17 protein-coding genes, 2 pseudogenes and 1 riboswitch are annotated in these 17,928 nt (G+C 44.7%); of the genes and pseudogenes, 4 read left to right on the top strand and 15 right to left on the bottom strand.

From position 1 onward, the window contains the following. Positions 1-90: 90 nt before the first annotated feature. The 4 genes and pseudogenes from AB4407_RS10680 to AB4407_RS10665 form a co-directional block, all read right to left on the bottom strand. Entirely contained in the window at positions 91-747 is a 657-nt protein-coding gene (locus tag AB4407_RS10680) for a potassium channel family protein (RefSeq protein ID WP_372120527.1), read from the bottom strand. Next, entirely contained in the window at positions 748-1,848 is a 1,101-nt protein-coding gene (locus tag AB4407_RS10675) for an AI-2E family transporter (RefSeq protein WP_012600929.1), read from the bottom strand. It abuts the gene before it with no gap. A gap of 22 nt (positions 1,849-1,870) precedes the next feature. After that, a pseudogene (locus tag AB4407_RS10670) lies at positions 1,871-2,341 on the bottom strand (hypothetical protein); the annotation flags it as partial. Between the two features lie 149 nt (positions 2,342-2,490). After that, positions 2,491-2,928 carry a PACE efflux transporter gene (locus AB4407_RS10665; RefSeq protein WP_372120526.1) on the bottom strand — a complete coding sequence of 146 codons (438 nt, stop codon included), beginning with the start codon at positions 2,926-2,928 and terminating at the stop codon, positions 2,491-2,493. A 138-nt stretch (positions 2,929-3,066) separates the two neighbouring features. Between AB4407_RS10665 and AB4407_RS10660 the strand changes: the two genes are divergently transcribed. Beyond that, the gene (locus AB4407_RS10660) at positions 3,067-3,969 is read left to right on the top strand and encodes a LysR family transcriptional regulator (RefSeq protein ID WP_372120525.1); all 903 of its coding nucleotides are present in this window, start codon (positions 3,067-3,069) and stop codon (positions 3,967-3,969) included. A 382-nt stretch (positions 3,970-4,351) separates the two neighbouring features. Further along, entirely contained in the window at positions 4,352-4,696 is a 345-nt protein-coding gene (locus tag AB4407_RS10655; protein WP_008216337.1) for a hypothetical protein, read from the top strand. 102 nt (positions 4,697-4,798) lie between these two features. Here the strand turns inward: AB4407_RS10655 and thiE are convergent, their stop codons facing one another. Then, a complete protein-coding gene (gene thiE, locus AB4407_RS10650; RefSeq protein WP_372120524.1) occupies positions 4,799-5,416 on the bottom strand; it encodes a thiamine phosphate synthase in 618 nt (205 codons plus the stop codon). Between the two features lie 261 nt (positions 5,417-5,677). On the opposite strand from thiE, the gene AB4407_RS10645 reads away from it, so the two are divergent. Further along, positions 5,678-7,621 carry a methyl-accepting chemotaxis protein gene (locus AB4407_RS10645; RefSeq protein ID WP_372120523.1) on the top strand — a complete coding sequence of 648 codons (1,944 nt, stop codon included), beginning with the start codon at positions 5,678-5,680 and terminating at the stop codon, positions 7,619-7,621. Positions 7,622-7,772: 151 nt separating this feature from the next. On the opposite strand, the gene thiM is transcribed toward AB4407_RS10645, so the two are convergent. The 9 genes from thiM to AB4407_RS10600 all read right to left on the bottom strand — a co-directional run bounded on the left by thiM (position 7,773) and on the right by AB4407_RS10600 (position 16,183). Then, the gene (thiM, locus tag AB4407_RS10640; RefSeq protein ID WP_372120522.1) at positions 7,773-8,558 is read right to left on the bottom strand and encodes a hydroxyethylthiazole kinase; all 786 of its coding nucleotides are present in this window, start codon (positions 8,556-8,558) and stop codon (positions 7,773-7,775) included. 71 nt (positions 8,559-8,629) lie between these two features. Continuing rightward, entirely contained in the window at positions 8,630-9,298 is a 669-nt protein-coding gene (gene tenA / locus AB4407_RS10635; RefSeq protein WP_372120521.1) for a thiaminase II, read from the bottom strand. Positions 9,299-9,306: 8 nt separating this feature from the next. Beyond that, positions 9,307-10,263 (bottom strand): ABC transporter substrate-binding protein, encoded by a 957-nt coding sequence (locus AB4407_RS10630; protein ID WP_372120520.1) that lies wholly within the window; start codon positions 10,261-10,263, stop codon positions 9,307-9,309. Positions 10,264-10,383: 120 nt separating this feature from the next. Next, complete coding sequence (locus AB4407_RS10625) at positions 10,384-11,124, bottom strand: ABC transporter permease (RefSeq protein ID WP_372120584.1); 741 nt, start codon at positions 11,122-11,124, stop codon at positions 10,384-10,386. 97 nt (positions 11,125-11,221) lie between these two features. Beyond that, positions 11,222-11,980, bottom strand: a complete 759-nt coding sequence (locus AB4407_RS10620) for an ABC transporter ATP-binding protein (protein ID WP_372120519.1) — start codon at positions 11,978-11,980, stop codon at positions 11,222-11,224. Beyond that, entirely contained in the window at positions 11,970-12,878 is a 909-nt protein-coding gene (gene thiD / locus AB4407_RS10615; protein WP_372120518.1) for a bifunctional hydroxymethylpyrimidine kinase/phosphomethylpyrimidine kinase, read from the bottom strand. The genes AB4407_RS10620 and thiD overlap by 11 nt, the downstream gene beginning before the upstream one ends. Positions 12,879-12,974: 96 nt before the next feature. Further along, positions 12,975-13,086: riboswitch (TPP riboswitch) on the bottom strand. 189 nt (positions 13,087-13,275) lie between these two features. Further along, positions 13,276-14,304 carry a DUF4382 domain-containing protein gene (locus tag AB4407_RS10610; protein ID WP_372120517.1) on the bottom strand — a complete coding sequence of 343 codons (1,029 nt, stop codon included), beginning with the start codon at positions 14,302-14,304 and terminating at the stop codon, positions 13,276-13,278. A gap of 422 nt (positions 14,305-14,726) precedes the next feature. Then, positions 14,727-14,978, bottom strand: coding sequence for a DUF2999 family protein (locus AB4407_RS10605; protein ID WP_004731647.1), 252 nt, complete (start codon positions 14,976-14,978; stop codon positions 14,727-14,729). A 107-nt stretch (positions 14,979-15,085) separates the two neighbouring features. Next, on the bottom strand, positions 15,086-16,183 hold the full coding sequence (locus AB4407_RS10600; protein WP_372120516.1) for an ElyC/SanA/YdcF family protein: 1,098 nt from the start codon (positions 16,181-16,183) through the stop codon (positions 15,086-15,088). A gap of 495 nt (positions 16,184-16,678) precedes the next feature. Between AB4407_RS10600 and AB4407_RS10595 the strand changes: the two genes are divergently transcribed. Then, positions 16,679-17,353 (top strand): glutathione S-transferase family protein, encoded by a 675-nt coding sequence (locus AB4407_RS10595; RefSeq protein ID WP_372120515.1) that lies wholly within the window; start codon positions 16,679-16,681, stop codon positions 17,351-17,353. A gap of 173 nt (positions 17,354-17,526) precedes the next feature. Here AB4407_RS10595 and AB4407_RS10590 read toward each other — a convergent pair. Continuing rightward, positions 17,527-17,928 (bottom strand): annotated as a pseudogene (locus AB4407_RS10590) (RNA-directed DNA polymerase); the annotation flags it as partial.

Genomic DNA, 17,928 nt, shown 5'->3' with positions numbered 1-17,928 from the left:
AAGCTGGTCATCGATTAAAATCCATACTGCACCTGTTCCAACAAAACAGACTTCTAACTTATACAGGTACTTAAATGAAAAAGATTGCACTTAAGATTGAGACTGTGCGAGTCGAATACTCACCAAACTCGCGACCATGATGGCTAAATAAAAACTGCCGATAATGGACTCCATGAACACAAAGAATTGAGCAATAGGCAAAGCCGGTGATATGTCGCCATAGCCAACCGTGGTCAAGGTGATAAAGCTAAAGTACATCGCATTGAACAAGTTGGTCAGCCAGATTTGCTCTTCTAACCCGTTAAATGCATTAGGGAAGATTTCTAAAATCAACAAGTAGATAGTCGACCAAGCGAACCCTAACAACAAGTAAATACAGATAGAGCCGATAATGTGATTGGGCGTCACCGTCTTTGCTTTCATTACCTGTTTGAGAGCGGAATAAATATGTGAGAACAGAAACACCGCCAATGCCGTTAACGTCACTATCGAAAGGTTATAGTCCTCCAAAAACGAGAATACCCCCGACACCGTAGCGGTTATCAATAGCAGACCATACCAAGAGCGATACAAGGCTCGCTCTTTATGTATTCCCACTATCGAAATAGCCAAAGTAATAATGATCAAAAACAGAATGGTCTTTTGACCTTGCGGATAAAACTGCTGCATCACCGCGCAACCAAAAAACAACACCAACAGTGCATAGAATAAGAAGTAGAAGTTGTCGTCTTTAGAGACTGGCTTCATCTATTTTTCCTCTGCCTCTGCTGGTTTTTTCTCAGTTTCTTCTTGGTTTTTCTCTTCAAGTCCAAGCCATGCCATCATCAGCTCATAGCTTAAACTCAGTATCACAGCACCAACAAACAGACCAACGATTCCTGACATCGCCATTCCGCCCAACGCACCCAGTAGAATAACCAACATTGGGATATGAGAGCCGCGGCTCAATAGCATCGGTTTCAAAATAGCGTCACTGCCACTGACCAAAATACACCACACTAAGAACAGGCTCGCCGCTAGCGTCGATTCAACACTGAACATGTAAATAATTGCAGGCAATAAAGCAAGAATCGGCGGAAGTTGAATAATTGCAATGAGCAGAACAGCTAATGCCCAAAACGCAGCCGCAGGAACGCCTGCAATCACTAAACCAATTGCTGACATAATGGATTGAATCACAGCAACACCTATCACACCCTGCACGACACTACGTACCGTTGATTTAGATAACTGTACCAACTCTTCACCTTTACCATCGGTTAGGCGAGCCACTAAGTGAGTGACCCCCGTTTGGCACTTATCGGCGTTACTCATAAATGCGCCAGCAATGATGGTAGAAATAATAAACTGAATAAACCCACCGCCGAGAGAGCCTAAAACAGAAGCAGCTTTCGTCGCAAACTGTTTCAGTTCGTCAGCATACTTTATGAACGTACCTTCAATATTATTGGAGGCAGCTACCAAGGTTGAATATACCTTCTCCCCAATGAATGGAATATCTTGTAAAGACTCTTTCGGTTTAGGCAATGACAATGTGCCATCTTGAAGCCCTGTCATCAGATCAGAAGCGCTGGTGTAGATACCAGAAGAAAGCGCCGCCAAAGGAATAAACAGAAGAATCACACCAATAAAGCTGAGTAATGCGCTGGCTTTTCCTTTCGACATTCCCGTCTTATTTGAAATCGCGACAGCAACTGGATAGAGCGCAGTCGCAATGATCGCCCCCCAAATAACCAATAGAATGAATGGGCGTAAAATCGCAAAACACCAGTAGACGAGCATAGCAATCGCTGCAATTTTGATGGCAGCGTCTATCGCCTGTTTTGAAAAATCGTCGGTTAACTTCATGAGACGTCCTTGTTAGACAAAATTAATGCTGATTTTGTAGAAACTTCCAATTCCGAGTTTCTAGGAATAAAGAGGCCAAAATCATATATATGCCAATTAGCAATAATTGGAATATGCGAATAAAAGTGTTGCTATCGATATCGCCGGAGCTCATCAATGTGCTACCGACAAGTACTAGCAAGGTACTAAATGCAGTGGCGAAAATCGGTGCTTTTTCGGGAACCGTATAGATCTTCTTAGCAATCACAATAGCGACCAAGCCTATGAATAAAGAGTAGAAGATAATATTCGGAACAATCGAAAGGATTGAAAAAGCCGCTATCGCAAGCAAGCCACCAATGCCATTACTGATCACTAGAAATGCACTTAATTTGAATGATTTTTCTGAAGTGATCATTAACGATAACAACGCAATAAACATCATGGTTAACAATGCTTCAGATATCTGAAAAATAAAGAAAAAGCACACAACGGGATAAGAGATAATCATCGCTAGGGAAGCCTATAACGTTGCATCACTAAAAAGCAAAACGCTTCCCGAAGGATCGGTTAAAAGCGTTTTGCGCTTTTTTGAGGGAGTGTTGACGTAGATGAGCTTAGAATGACGAGGTTACTTCTCCCTCGCCACGATTAAGACCATTTTTAGCTCGCTCTAAATTTAACCGCGAAAGATCTGTGCACCAAGAAGGCTCTCACGTGATCGTAAATCAGATTAAACACAAACGCGTAAATGGTAATAAAAATGGTCACGCCGATATCCATTAAGAATGCCTGCCAAATCCCCACATTAAGCAAGAAAGCCATCACTGGGATCGTCGCTATCAACAAGCCTGCTTCAAACAAAACCACATGGAATATTCTCAGCTTAAGTGAACGCTGAGATTTTTCACCCGTAAAGTAGCGATCAAAAATGCGGTTAAAACAGTAATTCCAAATCATAGCGATTGTAGCAACAACTATCATGGTTCCTGATAAGGCATTCACATCATGATCGGTAAATATCGCCAAGCCTATAATTGAAAGTGTTACGGCCAAAACTTCGAATAACACTGAGTGGAACACTCTTTCTAAAGTACTCATACATTCCTCTAAATAATCTAGTCTGTGTTGGATTAGCTCGGATTATGTCATCGGAAATAATAAGAGAAAGTTAACAGCCATCAGGATTAGTGATAGCCTGAGCATTATCATCCCATTTGGTATTGAGCGAGAGGTAACATGTACAGTTTTGAGCAATTAAAAGTCTTCGTCACCGTGTGTGAAAGTGGCTCTTTTTCTGCTGCAGCACGCAAGCTGAAACGCGCTCAGTCTGGTGTCAGCCAATCGATCGCCAACCTAGAAATAGCTATCGACCAAGAGCTGTTTAACCGCGAGAAAAACATCCCTGTTTTGACCAACACAGGTAAAGCCTTATTGCCTGTCGCTAAGTCGATTCTCGACCAACAAAAGTACTTCGACCAAAAAGTAGAATCGCTGACACAAGAAGATGAACACGAACTGATCATTGCCATTGATGAGAGCATCATAGATAAGAATTTCATTAAGATAATCAGCTCACTAGCCGATCAGTTTCCAATCACACACTTCGATATTATTACCACCTCAACCTTCGATGTTGAAGACTTAGTGAGACGTGGCAAAGCGCAGATAGGAATCATCTATGCGGATGGTGAACTTAAAGTGGATATGGACTTCTTCTTACTGGGCCAAGCACGTTTTCTTACGGTTAGCTCCGCCACTCACGAACTGAGCCAAATGCCCGTCGTTCAAGACTCAGACCTAAAGCGCTACCGCCAATGTGTGCATCGTAGTTCGAAGCAGCGCGAATTGTGGTTCACCTATGGCATCAGCTCCATGCTTTGGTATGCCAACAACCACAAAACGATCATCGATCTCGTTGAACAGAACGTAGGGTGGGCAAATGTGCCAGAAATGATGGTGATGGAAGGCATTCAGAAAGGTGACTTGGTTGCTCTGCCAGTGGCACACGAGCATGGCGGCTGGATAACCCCTGTCGGTTGCTTGGTGTCGCGTAGCCACATTAATGGACCAGTGCTAACCAGTCTGATTGAGAAATTAGAAGGGTATTCACTGCAATACAATCAATGGCAGGCAAACTAGCTCAACACTACATTGCAATATCGGTAGTGCGTTTCTCCGTACTACCGCATTTCTACACGTTTCACCGATAAATATCTTTGTCGTCTGGACAAAACACCCTAGTTGATGTCCCAAAGTGACCTAACTACACTGCGATCCCAACGGGTTTGTCTTTTCAAACGAATGCAGACAGACCCAAATCGCTCTTTAACACCACTGACCTAACTTCAAATCTCCCACATGAGTGTTTTGCATCGCAGCCACTGATGACAGCTTCAAATAGATCACTTTTTGAATTTAATTCACCCCAGTTTATGAGCGCTCTTTGAGTGCTTTTCTATATCTAAATGAACCTTTTGGAAAATTTGTCGTGAACGTTTTAAGAAATATTTGCCCTGAGAAAATGGGTAAAGAGCGTAACAAACGAGAGTATGATTTACGCGTACTTAATTGTGTCAGTGAAAGCGAATATGAATCGCGTATGGCTGTATGGAATAGCCTAGCGTTAACTGCTACTCCGTCTGCTTCGGAAACAAAAGGCTTCATCGATGAGTCTTTCAACAAGCTTCAGCAAGACCTGAAAGACGCTAGCCGTGAGTTATCGATTAACTACACCGACTTCATCGCAATGGCGCACGAAGAGATCAACTACATTAGGATTTTCGTTGCTGATAAAACTGCGCAATACGGCTGGTACGCTGCGATCGTTCTTATGATCATCGGCACCGTTGCTCTGTGTATCCAGTAAGTTAGACCACACCTTTTACTGGCTACTGCATCGAACGCTTTAATGCGATCTAACTAGAAAACAAATGACGAGTCTCATTTGTTTTCTAGTCTATTCCCCCCTTCACTCTCCCATTAGGGACAGCAAATCCTGCGTCGCTTGTTTCGGATCTTCTGCGTGACATATCGCAGACACCAATGCCAATCCATGAATGCCCGTTTCAGTCAGCTGTGGGATGTTCGATTCGTTAATACCGCCAATCCCAACAATTGGAAGCTTGGTCGTTTCTAACGCCATTTGAATGCCTTCGTAACCCCAGTGTTTCTTAAGATTTGTCTTGGTCGGTGTCGCAAACAGCGCACTAAGGCCAATGTAATCAATCGGCAAGCTATCGGCTTCTTGTAGCTGTTGCTCCGTCTCAATCGATAAACCAAGAATCTTATCCGCGCCAATCAGCTTGCGTGCTAACACGGCTGGCATATCCGATTGCCCCAAGTGCAAACCATCGGCATCAACGGCCAATGCCACATCGACTCGATCATTAATGATCAAGGGCACACCCGTTCCAGATAAAATCGATTTAACGGCTTCTGCACGCTCAATGAACGCTCTTACGTCCCCATGCTTTTCTCTTACTTGAACCATAGTGACGCCACCAGCTACCGCTTGCTCAACTACGAACTTAAGCGTTTCTAGATCTTGTTGGTCGTCTGTCACCAGATAAAGTTTATAAGGGTTCATCGCGTACCTTTGAAGTCGATTTTTAGAATTGGTTTTCTGCCATTTTACCGACAAATCACATCCTATGCATGGAAGTTAGCACTTAATTCCTTAAGTTAGGCGGGGGAATTCAAATACGCAACTCGTTGAAAGCATATCGGAAAACCTGATTTTTTTAACAAAAGCGTTACTTATTACACAAACTATTCGCTTTAGCATGCCCAGAATGCTGTTTTATGAAATACTCCCCTATGAAGGAATCAGGTCAATATAGGGATAGTTATGCGCCACCTTTCTATAGCGCTCAAGATCAAGCTGGGTTATGCCATCTGCTTGCTCTTTTTCGTCATTTCAGGCCTTGTGAGTTACAAAGGTATTCAAACCTTGTCGAACGGCTTTAGTCAATACAGTGAACTCAGCCACAAGGCGACATTGTCAGGCAACATTCAAGTGCACTTTCTTCAGATGCGTTTAGCCTCTGAACGTTACTTAGAGTCATTGGATGATCAATATGAAGCGAATTATCAATCGAGCAAACTTGCGATTGATGAACTGCTGAACAACTTAATCCAAACCACCACCAATACAGACAGCTTGTCGAGCCTGCAATTAGTGCAAGACAGCGTCGCAGCGTTTGATGCGGCTTATGGTTCAATGAAACAGAGCCAACTGCTCATTGAACAGTTAGTTAACGTGGAAATGGTCACACGAGAAACCAACGCACTAAAAGCTGCTCAGAGCTTGTTGTATGAGTCTTACAACAACAACGATCCAAACGCGAGCTTATACGCGGGTATGTTGATGGAGAACTTCCTCGCCGCCAAGATCACTGTGCTGAGTTACTCAAACAACAACGACCTCAAAACCTATGAAGCCGGTAAAGATATCTTTGAATACGCGTTGCCGGGTATCGAAGGCGACATTGAATCTCTCAAATCATCCCCTTACCAAAGCGAGTTGATTGAAGATTTCTCTAACCAGCGCGAAGCGTATGCAAAAGGCTTTGAGCAAGTTCATCAACAAATGATCGAGAACACGCAAAGAACGGCAACTCTTGCCTCGATTGGCGACAGCTTGGCAATCGCTGTGGCTGATGCTCAACGTATTCTGGAGCAGCAGAAACAAGCACTCACCCCTGTACTGCAGGCCAGTGAAAAACGTTCGATTCAGATCATCTTCTTGCTAACCGGTGTTGCGTTAGTTATTGGCATGACGAGTGCTGTGTTAGTGACTCGCTCTATTACCAAAGGCATCGCACAGGTTAAACAGATCACAAACGAGCTTTCTCAAGGCAACTTAAATGTTGAAGTGAACATCGAGAGCAAAAACGAGATAGGCGAACTGCTGACCAACATGGAGATCACCATTGAATCTCTGCGCGATATCGTTGGCCAAGTGAACCGCTCTAGTGTGCGTATAGGTGAGATGTCGGAATCGCTTAATCAAGTGACTAACACCAGCTCAGCTAACGCGACCCAGTTAAACAATGAGATGATCAATATCTCGTCAGCCGCCGATCAGTTGGCTTCTAGCACATCAGAAATTGCTGCAAGTGCTAACCACGCGTCTCAAGTTGCAAACCAAGCCACCGAGAATGTGGCGATGGGACTCAAAGAAGTAGACAAGACACTGCATGAAATTGGCAGCGCCGATGAAAGCATGCAGGTGAGTAGCCAGAAAGTGACTGACCTACACAAAGAGTCGATGAACATTGGTGCCATTCTTGAAGTAATCAAAGGCGTTTCTGAGCAAACTAACCTGTTGGCATTGAATGCGGCTATTGAAGCAGCGCGCGCAGGTGAACAAGGTCGCGGATTTGCTGTCGTAGCCGATGAAGTAAGAACGCTCGCTAAGCGCACCCAAGATTCTGCAAGCCAGATTGACGAACTCATCACCTCACTGCAACGTGGCGCTAAAGATGCGTTAGAGTCGATCAAAGAGAGCCACAGCACGGTTTCAGATGCTTCAACTCAGGCACAGCAAGCTTCTCAGAACTTACATGTGATCAACCAACACATTCAAGATCTGAACCAAGCAAATAGCCAGATCGCAGTATCCGTCGATGAGCAGGATTGCTTAACCAAATCACTGGGTGAAAATGCGCAAGGTGCTAATACCATCGCGCAGAGAAACCAAGAGTCGGTCAGCAGCATTTCAGGTGCAGCAAGTGACTTAACCGAAGTTGCTCATCACTTAGAAAACCAAGTGAATCGATTTAGAACCTAGCTAACTTTCTGTCTCTGTTATTCAAAGTCTCTGTTATTTAGAGCCTCGCTTATTGAAAATATAGCGAACACGGTTTATATAATAAGAAAGTCCCCAGCACATTCGTGTTGGGGGCTTTTTAGTGAACTAAATGCTTATAACCAGGTTGAGCTTACTGAATCTTCAAACGTTGAATCAGTGTCTCTTCATCTAGCTGATACAGCTCATCAAGTAAGTTCATTTGCAAGCTACCTGGGCCGCGTGAGTTCTCAGCGGCAATCTCACCAACCACGCCCAATACCGCCGCTGCAGCCAAACCACTTTCTTCACCAACAGCAGCAAATGCGCCCGTCAATGCCGTTAAGGTGCACCCCATGCCGGTTACATACGGCATCATTAGATGACCGTTGTTTAACGTCACAACACTGTCTTTGGTGACAACGTAATCTGTCTCGCCAGAAATCACCACATTCGCGCCGTATTCAGCCACTAAGCACTGTGCAGCGCCTAGTGCAGCATCACTGCTATCTAGCGCATCAACGCCTTTACTCTGCGCTTGCTCGCCCGCTAGTGCGATAATTTCAGACGCGTTACCACGAATAATCAACTTATCCGCTAAACGTGCAATTTCACGAGAAGTCTCGGTACGCAGCGTACTTGCGCCACAACCCACAGGGTCAAGAACCACCACTTTGTTGTTCGCATTCGCTTGTTCAACCGCGAAACGCATTCTTGGCGTCCAAACACTGTCTAACGTGCCAATGTTAATCACAAGCGCGCCCGAGAAAGACATCATCTCAGCCAGTTCTTGTTGTGAGTGCGCCATGATAGGTGAAGCGCCAATCGCCAATAACGCATTGGCCGTATTGTTCATCACGACGTAGTTGGTGATATTCACAACCAATGGTTTTTGCTCTCGTACTGCGCGCAACGATTGGATGATTTGTTCAGTTAGCATGGGTAAGTCCTTATTCGTTAGAAGTCGTTTTAAGCCGCTGCAGGTTGGCTAGCGACAAGGTTTAGCCGTGATTAGTCATTAAGAGCGTTCAGCCCTTGCTGCCAAAAAGCCACTTCCATACGCGTTGCGGTTTTGAAGATATGAACGATGTTTTGACCGCGCTCGCTGTTAATATCAATTTCAGCCAGTAGCTGATTGAAATATTCCGCGCCCGTTGCCACGCCAGACTGGAACTCTTCTCCGCCGTAAAGCTGTAACCAGCTCGCGTATGGGTTGCCTTCTAAAACAGTATCGCTGCTTTCTAATAGCGCTTTACCAATCACGGCATAACCAATTGAACACGGAGCCAATGCCGCATACAGATCGACAAGATCACCCGTCATTCCGGCATCTAGAACGTAGCGCGTGTAAGCGACTGTGCCGAAATCTTCAGGCTCGTTCTCTAAATCAGATTCCGTTAACCCCCACTCACCACAGTAAGTCACGTGGTGTGAAATTTCAGAATCTAGCAGTGCATGAACACTTGGCAGTGCACGGCGCATGTCAGCCAGCGTTTTCGCTTTGTAAATCGCCAACGCATAAGCACGGGCATACTGTTTCAAGAACAGAAAATCTTGCTTCAAGTAATGCAGAAAACACGGCTGAGCGAGTGTGCCGTTTGCCAGCGTTTTAACAAAATCATGCTCGGTGTAGTCTTGCCAATCTTGCTGACAGGCTTGGATTAAGTCTTGGTATTTCATGAGATTCCTTAGTCAAAAGTCGGTACGTAATCAGCGGCTTTTGGTAGTGATTTGATAATGCCTTTGTCGAACATGAACTGCGCGTAATCGTCGTAACGCTTCATATCTACTGCAGAAGGGCGAAGTGCGAAACGGGTTAGTGTGTCATTCCATGCGCGTTGGTTAAGCTCGTTGTTCAACGTATCTGGTGAATACGCCACAAACTCGCTCCATGACTCTTTTGGATGGTTCACGATGTAAGTCGTTGCTTGTTCCAATGCTTTGTTGAACGCTTTGATCGCTTCATCGTCGTGCTGCTTTGCGTTTGCCACAAAGATCAGCTCATCGTAAGCTGGCACACCGTGCTCTTCTGGGAAAAACGCTTTGGCTTTAAAGCCTTCAAGAGCTAACTGGTTAGTTTCGAAGTTACGTAAGCCACCCCAGATTGCGTCTACCTTGCCCGATGCCAATGAAGACGACAGTGCCCAACCGACATTGATGGTTTGCACGTCTGTAAACGCAACATTTTCTTGCGCTAGCATAGTGCCGATGGTCGCTTCTTCGTTACCCGCAATCGCAATACCGATCTTTTTGCCTTTCAGATCCGCTAGCGAATCGTTCTTGCCGTTATCTAAAACCATCAGCGTGTTCAGTGGTGTTGCGATAAGAGTTGATGCACGAACGAGAGGCAAGCCAGCTGCTACATCCATAGTTAGGCTTGGTTGGTAGGTTACGGCTAGATCGACTTTACCTGCTGCGACCAGTTTCGCTGGTGTGCTTGGGTCTGCAGGCTCTTGGATTTCAACGTCTAAGCCTTGCTCAGCAAAGTAACCACGCTCTTGAGCAATCACAATTGGGCCGTGGTTCGGGTTCACAAACCAATCCAACATCAGTGTCAGTTTCTTTTGTTCAGAATCCGCAAATGCATGGCCTGAAACCAATGAAGCAAGCAGTGCCACTGCACCTATCAATTTTGTATTTTTCACAGTTAACCTTTCCTTTTGAATATTCTTATTGTGTGTGTCGAGCTAATTTTTAACGAGGTGTTGTTTAGATAAATAGCCTTGAGCGAAGCTTTATTAAACAAAGAGTTATTGAGCGAACCATCACTGGTTCTCCCAAGGGATAGCTTTTTTAAGTAATTTGTCCGTGATGAAGTAGAGCGAGATTGAAAGCACCGCCAAGATAAACAAGGCCGCAAACATCTCATCGATGATCATGCGCGCGTTGGCTTGAAGCATTAAGTAACCTAGCCCTTCACTCGACCCCACCCACTCGCCGACGACTGCACCAATTGGGGCTATCACCACCGCCACACGAATACCAGACGCCAATGTTGGCAGTGCCGCAGGCAGTTGGATATGACGAAGCAATTGCCATTTAGATGCACCCATGGTCTTAGCAAGATCAAGGTAGCCTGTTGGTGTATTGCGTAAGCCGTCGTAACAACATGCGGTCACAGGGAAGAAGATAATGATCGCCGCCATCACCACTTTCGAAGCGATGCCATAACCAAGCCACAGCATCAATACTGGCGCGATCGCAAACACAGGGATCGCTTGGCTAGCGATTAAGATAGGCAACAACCAACGTTTCAGCGGTTCAAACATCAACATCTGTAGGGCGAAAAATAGCCCCATGGACAAGCCGAGCAATAGACCAAGTAAGATCTCTTGCGCAGTCACCCAAGTGTGCTTAAGTAACACATCGTAGCGTTCGATTAGCTTGATGAAGACTTCGGCGGGAGTCGGCAGAATGAAGCTCGGCATTTCGAAGATAACCACTACCATTTGCCATAAACCGAGAATCACAGCACCGCTGATAATTAATCGAGCAACAGGGTTCATCTGACGAGAACGTATAGTGCTAGCTGGTGTGTTAGCTGAACTTTCCTCCATTGAGTTTTCTATCTTGGAGCTATCAGTAACTTCGCTTCGCGTTAGATCATTCATAATCACGCTCCAACTGATCTAAGATCGCTTGTTGTAACTCAGCGCATTCACCATCTAACACTCGTGGTGTCGCCGTGTTAGGCACAGACAAAGACTGAGCATTCGCAGGTGTGCCTTGCAACACATACAAGTTGTCCGCCAAACGCACCGCTTCTTGTGGATCATGAGTAATCAACACAACGGTTTTATCTCTTAACAGTTCACACGCTAAACTTTGCAGCTTATGTCTTGTTACCGCATCCAGCGCAGAGAACGGCTCATCCATCAGCACCACTGGCTTGTCTTGCATTAAGGTTCGAGCCAAAGCAACACGTTGACGCATGCCTCCAGACAACTGATCCGGCATCGCATTCGCATAATCAGCTAAACCAACTTCAGCTAACAACTCGTGTGCTTGATTGGTTTGCCGTGCTTTATCAGAAGCTGGATTTTGAAAACGATGACTCAGGCAAACATTGTCGATGACCGATAGCCACGGCAATAACAAATCTTGCTGCGCCATGTAAGCGATGCGATCCGTTAAAGGCAATTCATCAGAGGTTGCCAATGTGCCCTGCCACTCCACCTTGTCGTCCAGCAACCCTGCCAGATAACGCAATACCGTGGTTTTTCCGCAGCCACTTCGACCCAGCAATACTGTCCACTTACCTGCGTTTAAGCTAAGCGACAACCCAGACAAGGTCGCGTACTCGCTGTCGTTATAACGTAAGGAGGCATTGCTGAGCTGAACACCAACGGTATTAACGGACATTACCGTGTCCAGCGAAGAAGTGATTTACAGGGCCATGACCTTGACCGATTTGCAACTCATCAGCATGAGCAATCGCGCGAGAAATGTATTGTTTGCCTAGGTCCACAGCCTCTGCCAGCGTGTTGCCCTGAGCTAAGAAAGAAGCAATAGCAGATGAAAGCGTACAACCCGTACCGTGGGTGTTTTTGGTAGGAAAACGCTTTGCGCTAATCAGAGCAGACGTGGTTGGCAGAATCAGTAAGTCGTTACTGTTCTCATCTTTCTCTAAATGGCCGCCTTTTAGGAGTACCGCTTTGGCACCCAAAGCACGCAGGTCTTCAATCATGCCCTGCATTTCAGCTTCGCTTTCAGGTACCGGTTTACCCGTAAGTGCTGCGCCTTCTGGCAAGTTCGGGGTAATGATATCTGCCAACGGAATCAGCTCTTGCTTTAGCGTAGTAATGGCAGCGTTTTCTAAAAGAAGGTCACCACTGGTTGCAACCATTACAGGATCAATCACTAAGTGCTTAGGCTGGTATTGCTTAATTTTGTCCACAACGACTTTAATGATTTGCGCATCAGCCAACATGCCGACTTTTACTGCCACGATATTGAGGTCAGTAAAAACCGCATCTAATTGGCTAGCGACATGGTCGAGTGGAATAGGGAAAATGGCTGACACACCTTGAGTGTTCTGGGAAGTGATCGCGGTAATCACAGAACAAGCAAAACTACCGGTAGCAGACATGGCTTTAATATCAGCTTGGATACCGGCACCGCCGCCACTGTCAGAACCCGCGATGGTTAAAACAATCGGAGTATTCGTGCGAATCGTGTCTTCAGCAGAGTGCTGCTGTGTTGAGGATTTTGTAGTTGAGGCTTTTGGCGTTAAATCTTTTGAAATAGAACTGTGTGTCATTGTCGCTCCTACTATCTTACAAGACGTAGGAGAACGAACACTGATCGAAGGAGAAGTCGCATTAGGCTCATGAAAGCTTTCATGGGTGCAGACGTAGATCGAGTGCTTATAGTTCCCTACGCCAGTATTAACTGAATCAGGTTCAACGGGTCTCGATTAACGATCTCAGCAAACACCAAATAAGGTATATGCCCCCCGACTATTGATAGCGATAGTAACAGCACTCTCACAACTGAGATACTGATTTTATTCAATTATAAGAATTATTCATCAATGAAATTCACTGAAGGCTGTGCTCTGAACACAGAAAAACAACGTAGGGCTGCTGGCTCCATTAAACATTACGGCCTCCAAATAAGAGGCCGTATTTATTCGAATGCTTAATCACGTTAAAGATTTAAAACGATACTTGGCTGTTCTGACCAATCAATACCTGAACACTATTTTCAACAGCATAGATATCAAAACCATCAGCAACCGGATCAGCATTGTCTTCATCACTGTCATGCTGTGCGGTACAGGTATAGCCTAAAGAGTAAGTCCCTGGATCAATGAAGCCCAGAGAAAACTCATAGTTGGTCTGCGCTTTATTCAATGTCACTGACGCTGAAGTGATCGGTTTTTTCTCCGCTGTACCACCAATTGGTGCCATGTCAGCTTTAACGATGTCACCTTCATACAAATAAACCGATTGAACGAAGGTATTGTCATTTGTCGGGTTACAAGCTCCAAAAGTTGTTGTCGCTACAGTACCTTCAATGTTTCCTGTCTCAACCTTATTGATAAGGCTCACAGACGTCCTTTGAATGGTGTAATCAGGGAGACTTGAACTGTTCTTTAATCCGCGTCGAAGATCGTACTCAACAACAAAATCGTTACTCTGTTGGTTCACATTGAATGAGTTGTTAAAATACAGCACACCAGCGTTATCTTCTTTACCCACACCTTGCGGGCACGCGCCATTACCTTTCACCGTTAACTGACGGTTCGTATCATCGTTTTCTATAACGTAAGAAGGTGTTGTTGGGTGGTCACCATCATGAGCAAACACACACAACTTATAACTGCCTACCGGGATGACCTCATTTTTAATCAAAGGAAGCGCCTCGCTGCCTTGGTAATCCAATAAATTAATACTGAGTGGAATAGGGTCTTCACCGTCTGGCAAAGGATCACCGTTTTTGTCAACGTAGTTACCATTGTCATCCGTTTTATACACGTCATAAACTAGTGGCGAACCTCCCCCTTGAGGAAGTAAAGCCACCTTGCTGAATGTCACCGTCACATCTTTAACATCATCGACGGGCGCATCACTCACACTCAAGGTAATGGGTGTCGTACTGCTTGATGATCCTGAGTCTCCGCCACAACCAACAAGCCCTGCCAGCACAAGGCTCGCTAAAGCCGTTTCCTTTAAATATTTCATAACTCATTTCCTATAAAATCACTGCTCAATAAAGGGCTTATTTGAGTGCCCTCTTATTCTTTTTCTTGTTGTGACCCATAAATAAACAGCGCTATTGTTTAATGTTTATGTCCCTACGATTCAGGGCGTTCCTCATCCAAAAGCACTGTTCATCAAGGTGCACATATCAAGTCGCACATAGGTTAATTAAGTCTAGTAGGCAAATTGTCAGTAGCAACGCATATTTGGCAAAGGTGCTGTCAATTGTGTTGAAATGGTCGGTATGCATAGGGTCGGAGAGGATGATTTTAAACAACTTGATCAAAGTGAATAATCGCCACCAAGATCAAAAAAGGCCGTTAAGACAGCCTATTGCTGAACTTAAACGACCTTTTCATTGAATTTTGATTAAGCTAAGACGATATCAGCTCAGTCAAACTCACTTATTTTTGAAGTTGCTCTTTAGCGGCTTCAACCTTAGAAAAATCTAGGCCAAGCTCTTCAACTGCTTCTTTGATTAGCGCAGGGTTTTGCATTACCTGACCCATCAGCATTTGAAGCTTATCTTGTGGTAAACCAAGTTGGCTGATTGTCGCCATTGCTGCAAGAGGGTTTTCGGTCAACGTCTTGAATAGCTCGCTGATCTGCTCGTCGCTAATATTGTTCTCTTTCAACATCGCTAAAATCGGGTTCATTTTTTTGCCTTTGAAACACTAAATTAAGTAGGAGCACAGCATACCATCTAGCTGTGCTCGATTGTACTAGCAACTTATATTTTGCCAGCTGTGAAGTAACCCTAAGCCTAGCGAGACTCTAATGGGTAAGAACGGTAGCTCCACATGCCATAGGTTCTAAGCGCATCGCGGTAGATGCCTAGAAGCTCACCACTGCTCGCTTTCTTAAGATCTTCTAGCGGCTTATCTGGGTAAGAAACGGTATCGAAGGTAATACCCTGAGGACCCGTTTGCCAGCTAGCGATCTCAAACAGAGTTTGACCACGACGAACATGGCTTGCCGAGCTAATAATGGTCGCATGTTTAATATCATGACGAGCAAGAGCATAGCTACTGAACAAGGCATTACCTACCGTGCTGGTCGCGTAGTTCTCTTCAATGATGCGATCTTTGCTTACCCCTTTATCGATAAGCCAATCCGCCATTAACTTGCCTTCAGTCTTATGGTTCTTCGGCACGCCACCCGTTAACACGATCATCGCATCTGGGTTCGCTTTCGACATTGCTAATGTTGTTTCAAGACGTTCAATCAAGATTTCATGCATAGAGCCATCTGGGTTAAGCGCGTAGCCTAAAGTGACGATGGCACCGTGGTCGCTCAACAGCCCCTTATCCGCAGACTCTTTAAGAGGAGTTTCTAACACGCGGTCGACCGTAGCAAAAATGCGTTTAATATCTTCTGCCTTACCTTTATTCAGGCTCTCTAGCTTCTCCATGTGCTTGTTGGATTCACTTTCATTGCCTTCAAAACGCAGCCAAACCGCAAGGTAAGCATGAAGATCGACATCGTCTGGCGCAACCGTCAGTGCTTGTTCAAACAACTCAATAGCGCGCTCTGCGTTCTTGTTGTAGATCTGAGCATTCGCCGCCGAGATCAACAAATCAGTACGGTAAGGTTCTAGCTGGTACGCTTCTAACAATCGGTTAGTCACAATTTCCATGTTGCTTGGCATTTTGGCCGTGAAGCCCGCGTGTGAAATTCTTGCCGGAGACTTAAACGCCTGCAACGCATCAAGAAGTAGTTGGTCGACAACTTGTCGCTCAGTCACCAACTGCGCGTAATCCGCTGAAGCTTGTACTGCGCCATCGTTAGCGGCAAAAGAATAAGGTGTTGCGCCAAAAGCAAGCATGCCACCAAGAGCGAGCGCGATAATGTTCTTTTTCATGGAAAAATCCTGTGTCGTTAAGTGTTCAAATCAGATTTGCTCCCCAATGTAAGCCCCCAAGATTAAAAAACCGTGAACCACACCAGAATCTCCGAGGTTAATATTCATTTGTTGCATAAGGTGTGGCAACAGATCACGATTTTGAACTTACCAATAAGCCTGCGCATCGAGATAATTTTGGTTTAAAGGGGAATTCACCGATCATTTTGGAATATCTAACTGAGGATTCCATACGCCCTATTCCACCGAAAACCACCCTTCACAAACCCGAACTCCGTAGAAAACAACACGCCCAAACAGCAACTTTAAGCTCATTTTTCAACAACTTAAAATTCAACACACTGAATCATTCGATTCCATTCTCGCTCTAATAACGAAGTTTTAAGCGCATAGATTTAAAACACGCATCAACCGGTTTTCAAATAAATTAAAATCAATTATTGAACGATCGTTCAAGAGGTGCTTTAATGAATTATCAATACAAGGAGTTACCCCATGCTTAAGTTCTATTTTCACCAAACACCCAACCCAATGAAGATCGCTCTGTTTCTAGAAGAGACAGGCCTAGATTTTGAACTCGTTCCTGTTGATACCTTAAAGGGCGAGCAACACACGCCGGAATATCGTTTGATTAACCCGAACGGTAAAACACCAGCCATTGAAGACGATGGACAGCGCGTGTTCGATTCTAACGCTATCCTTTTGTACCTATCAGAGAAGACTGGCGAGCTTGGGGGACAACCAGAAGACAGAGCTGAACTGCTCTCTTGGATGATGTTTATCGCCAGCGGCCTTGGCCCTTATTCAGGTCAATCGGTACACTTCCGTCATGCTGCGCCAGCAGGTCTAGACTACGCTGTGAACCGTTACCTACGTGAAGCACAACGTCACTACGAAGTGTTAGAGAAGCACCTGGAAGGTCGTGAGTTTTTCGTCGGAAATGAGTACACCATTGTCGATGTCGCTGCATGGGGTTGGATTGATAAAGCACCTTTCGTACTTGGTGAAGAAGGCTTAGAACCTTACCCGAACTTGAAGCGTTGGTTTAACGCAATCAACACCCGCCCTGCTGCACTGCGCGCTCGCGAGATTGGTAAAGGCATTGAATTTAAAACCGAACGTGATGAAGAAGCGAAACGAGCACTGTTTCCTTCGAGTTATGCGAAGTAGCTGAAGTAAAGTTTGATAATAAGGCTCGGTAGTTACCTACTGAGCCTTATCATTATGAAGTTGTTAGTGGACTAAAAAATCCACCTAAAAAATATTCAATAAAATATACGTTACGTACACTTACTATTAGAGATCTTATACTTAAACAATAACCCTTAAATAATTAAATATAGCTAATTATAAGTTTGAATCTTTACAATAACTTCTGAGCCGTATTTATTACACAAAGAATTGATGAATTCTGGTTCAATAGAAGAACAAAATGATAAGTAGCCCTGAAGATAAAATTTATCTTTTTCATCTAGGGTATCCCAATTAAAAACCATTGTTCTAACTTTTCTTTTATTACATCGCCCGACAGAAACTTTCCCATCATTAGTTAGTATTAAGCCTGTCACACTCATTCTATTTCTTTTAGATGAATGGTACGTTTTATTTACATTAATCTTTAACTGTCCTGGTTCTTCTAATTCTGAAACAATTTTAAAAACTTCTTTTTGTATTTTCCTTAATACATTAGGTTTTGACGTGGAAAAGAACAGATCATCAGCATACCCAGGGTGAGCGCATGAGTG

It is taken from the genome of Vibrio sp. 10N.261.46.E11, assembly GCF_041472735.1.
Taxonomy (GTDB): domain Bacteria; phylum Pseudomonadota; class Gammaproteobacteria; order Enterobacterales; family Vibrionaceae; genus Vibrio.
The sequence above is the reverse complement of the archived record's forward strand: the minus strand, read 5'-3'. Positions and strand labels throughout refer to the sequence as shown.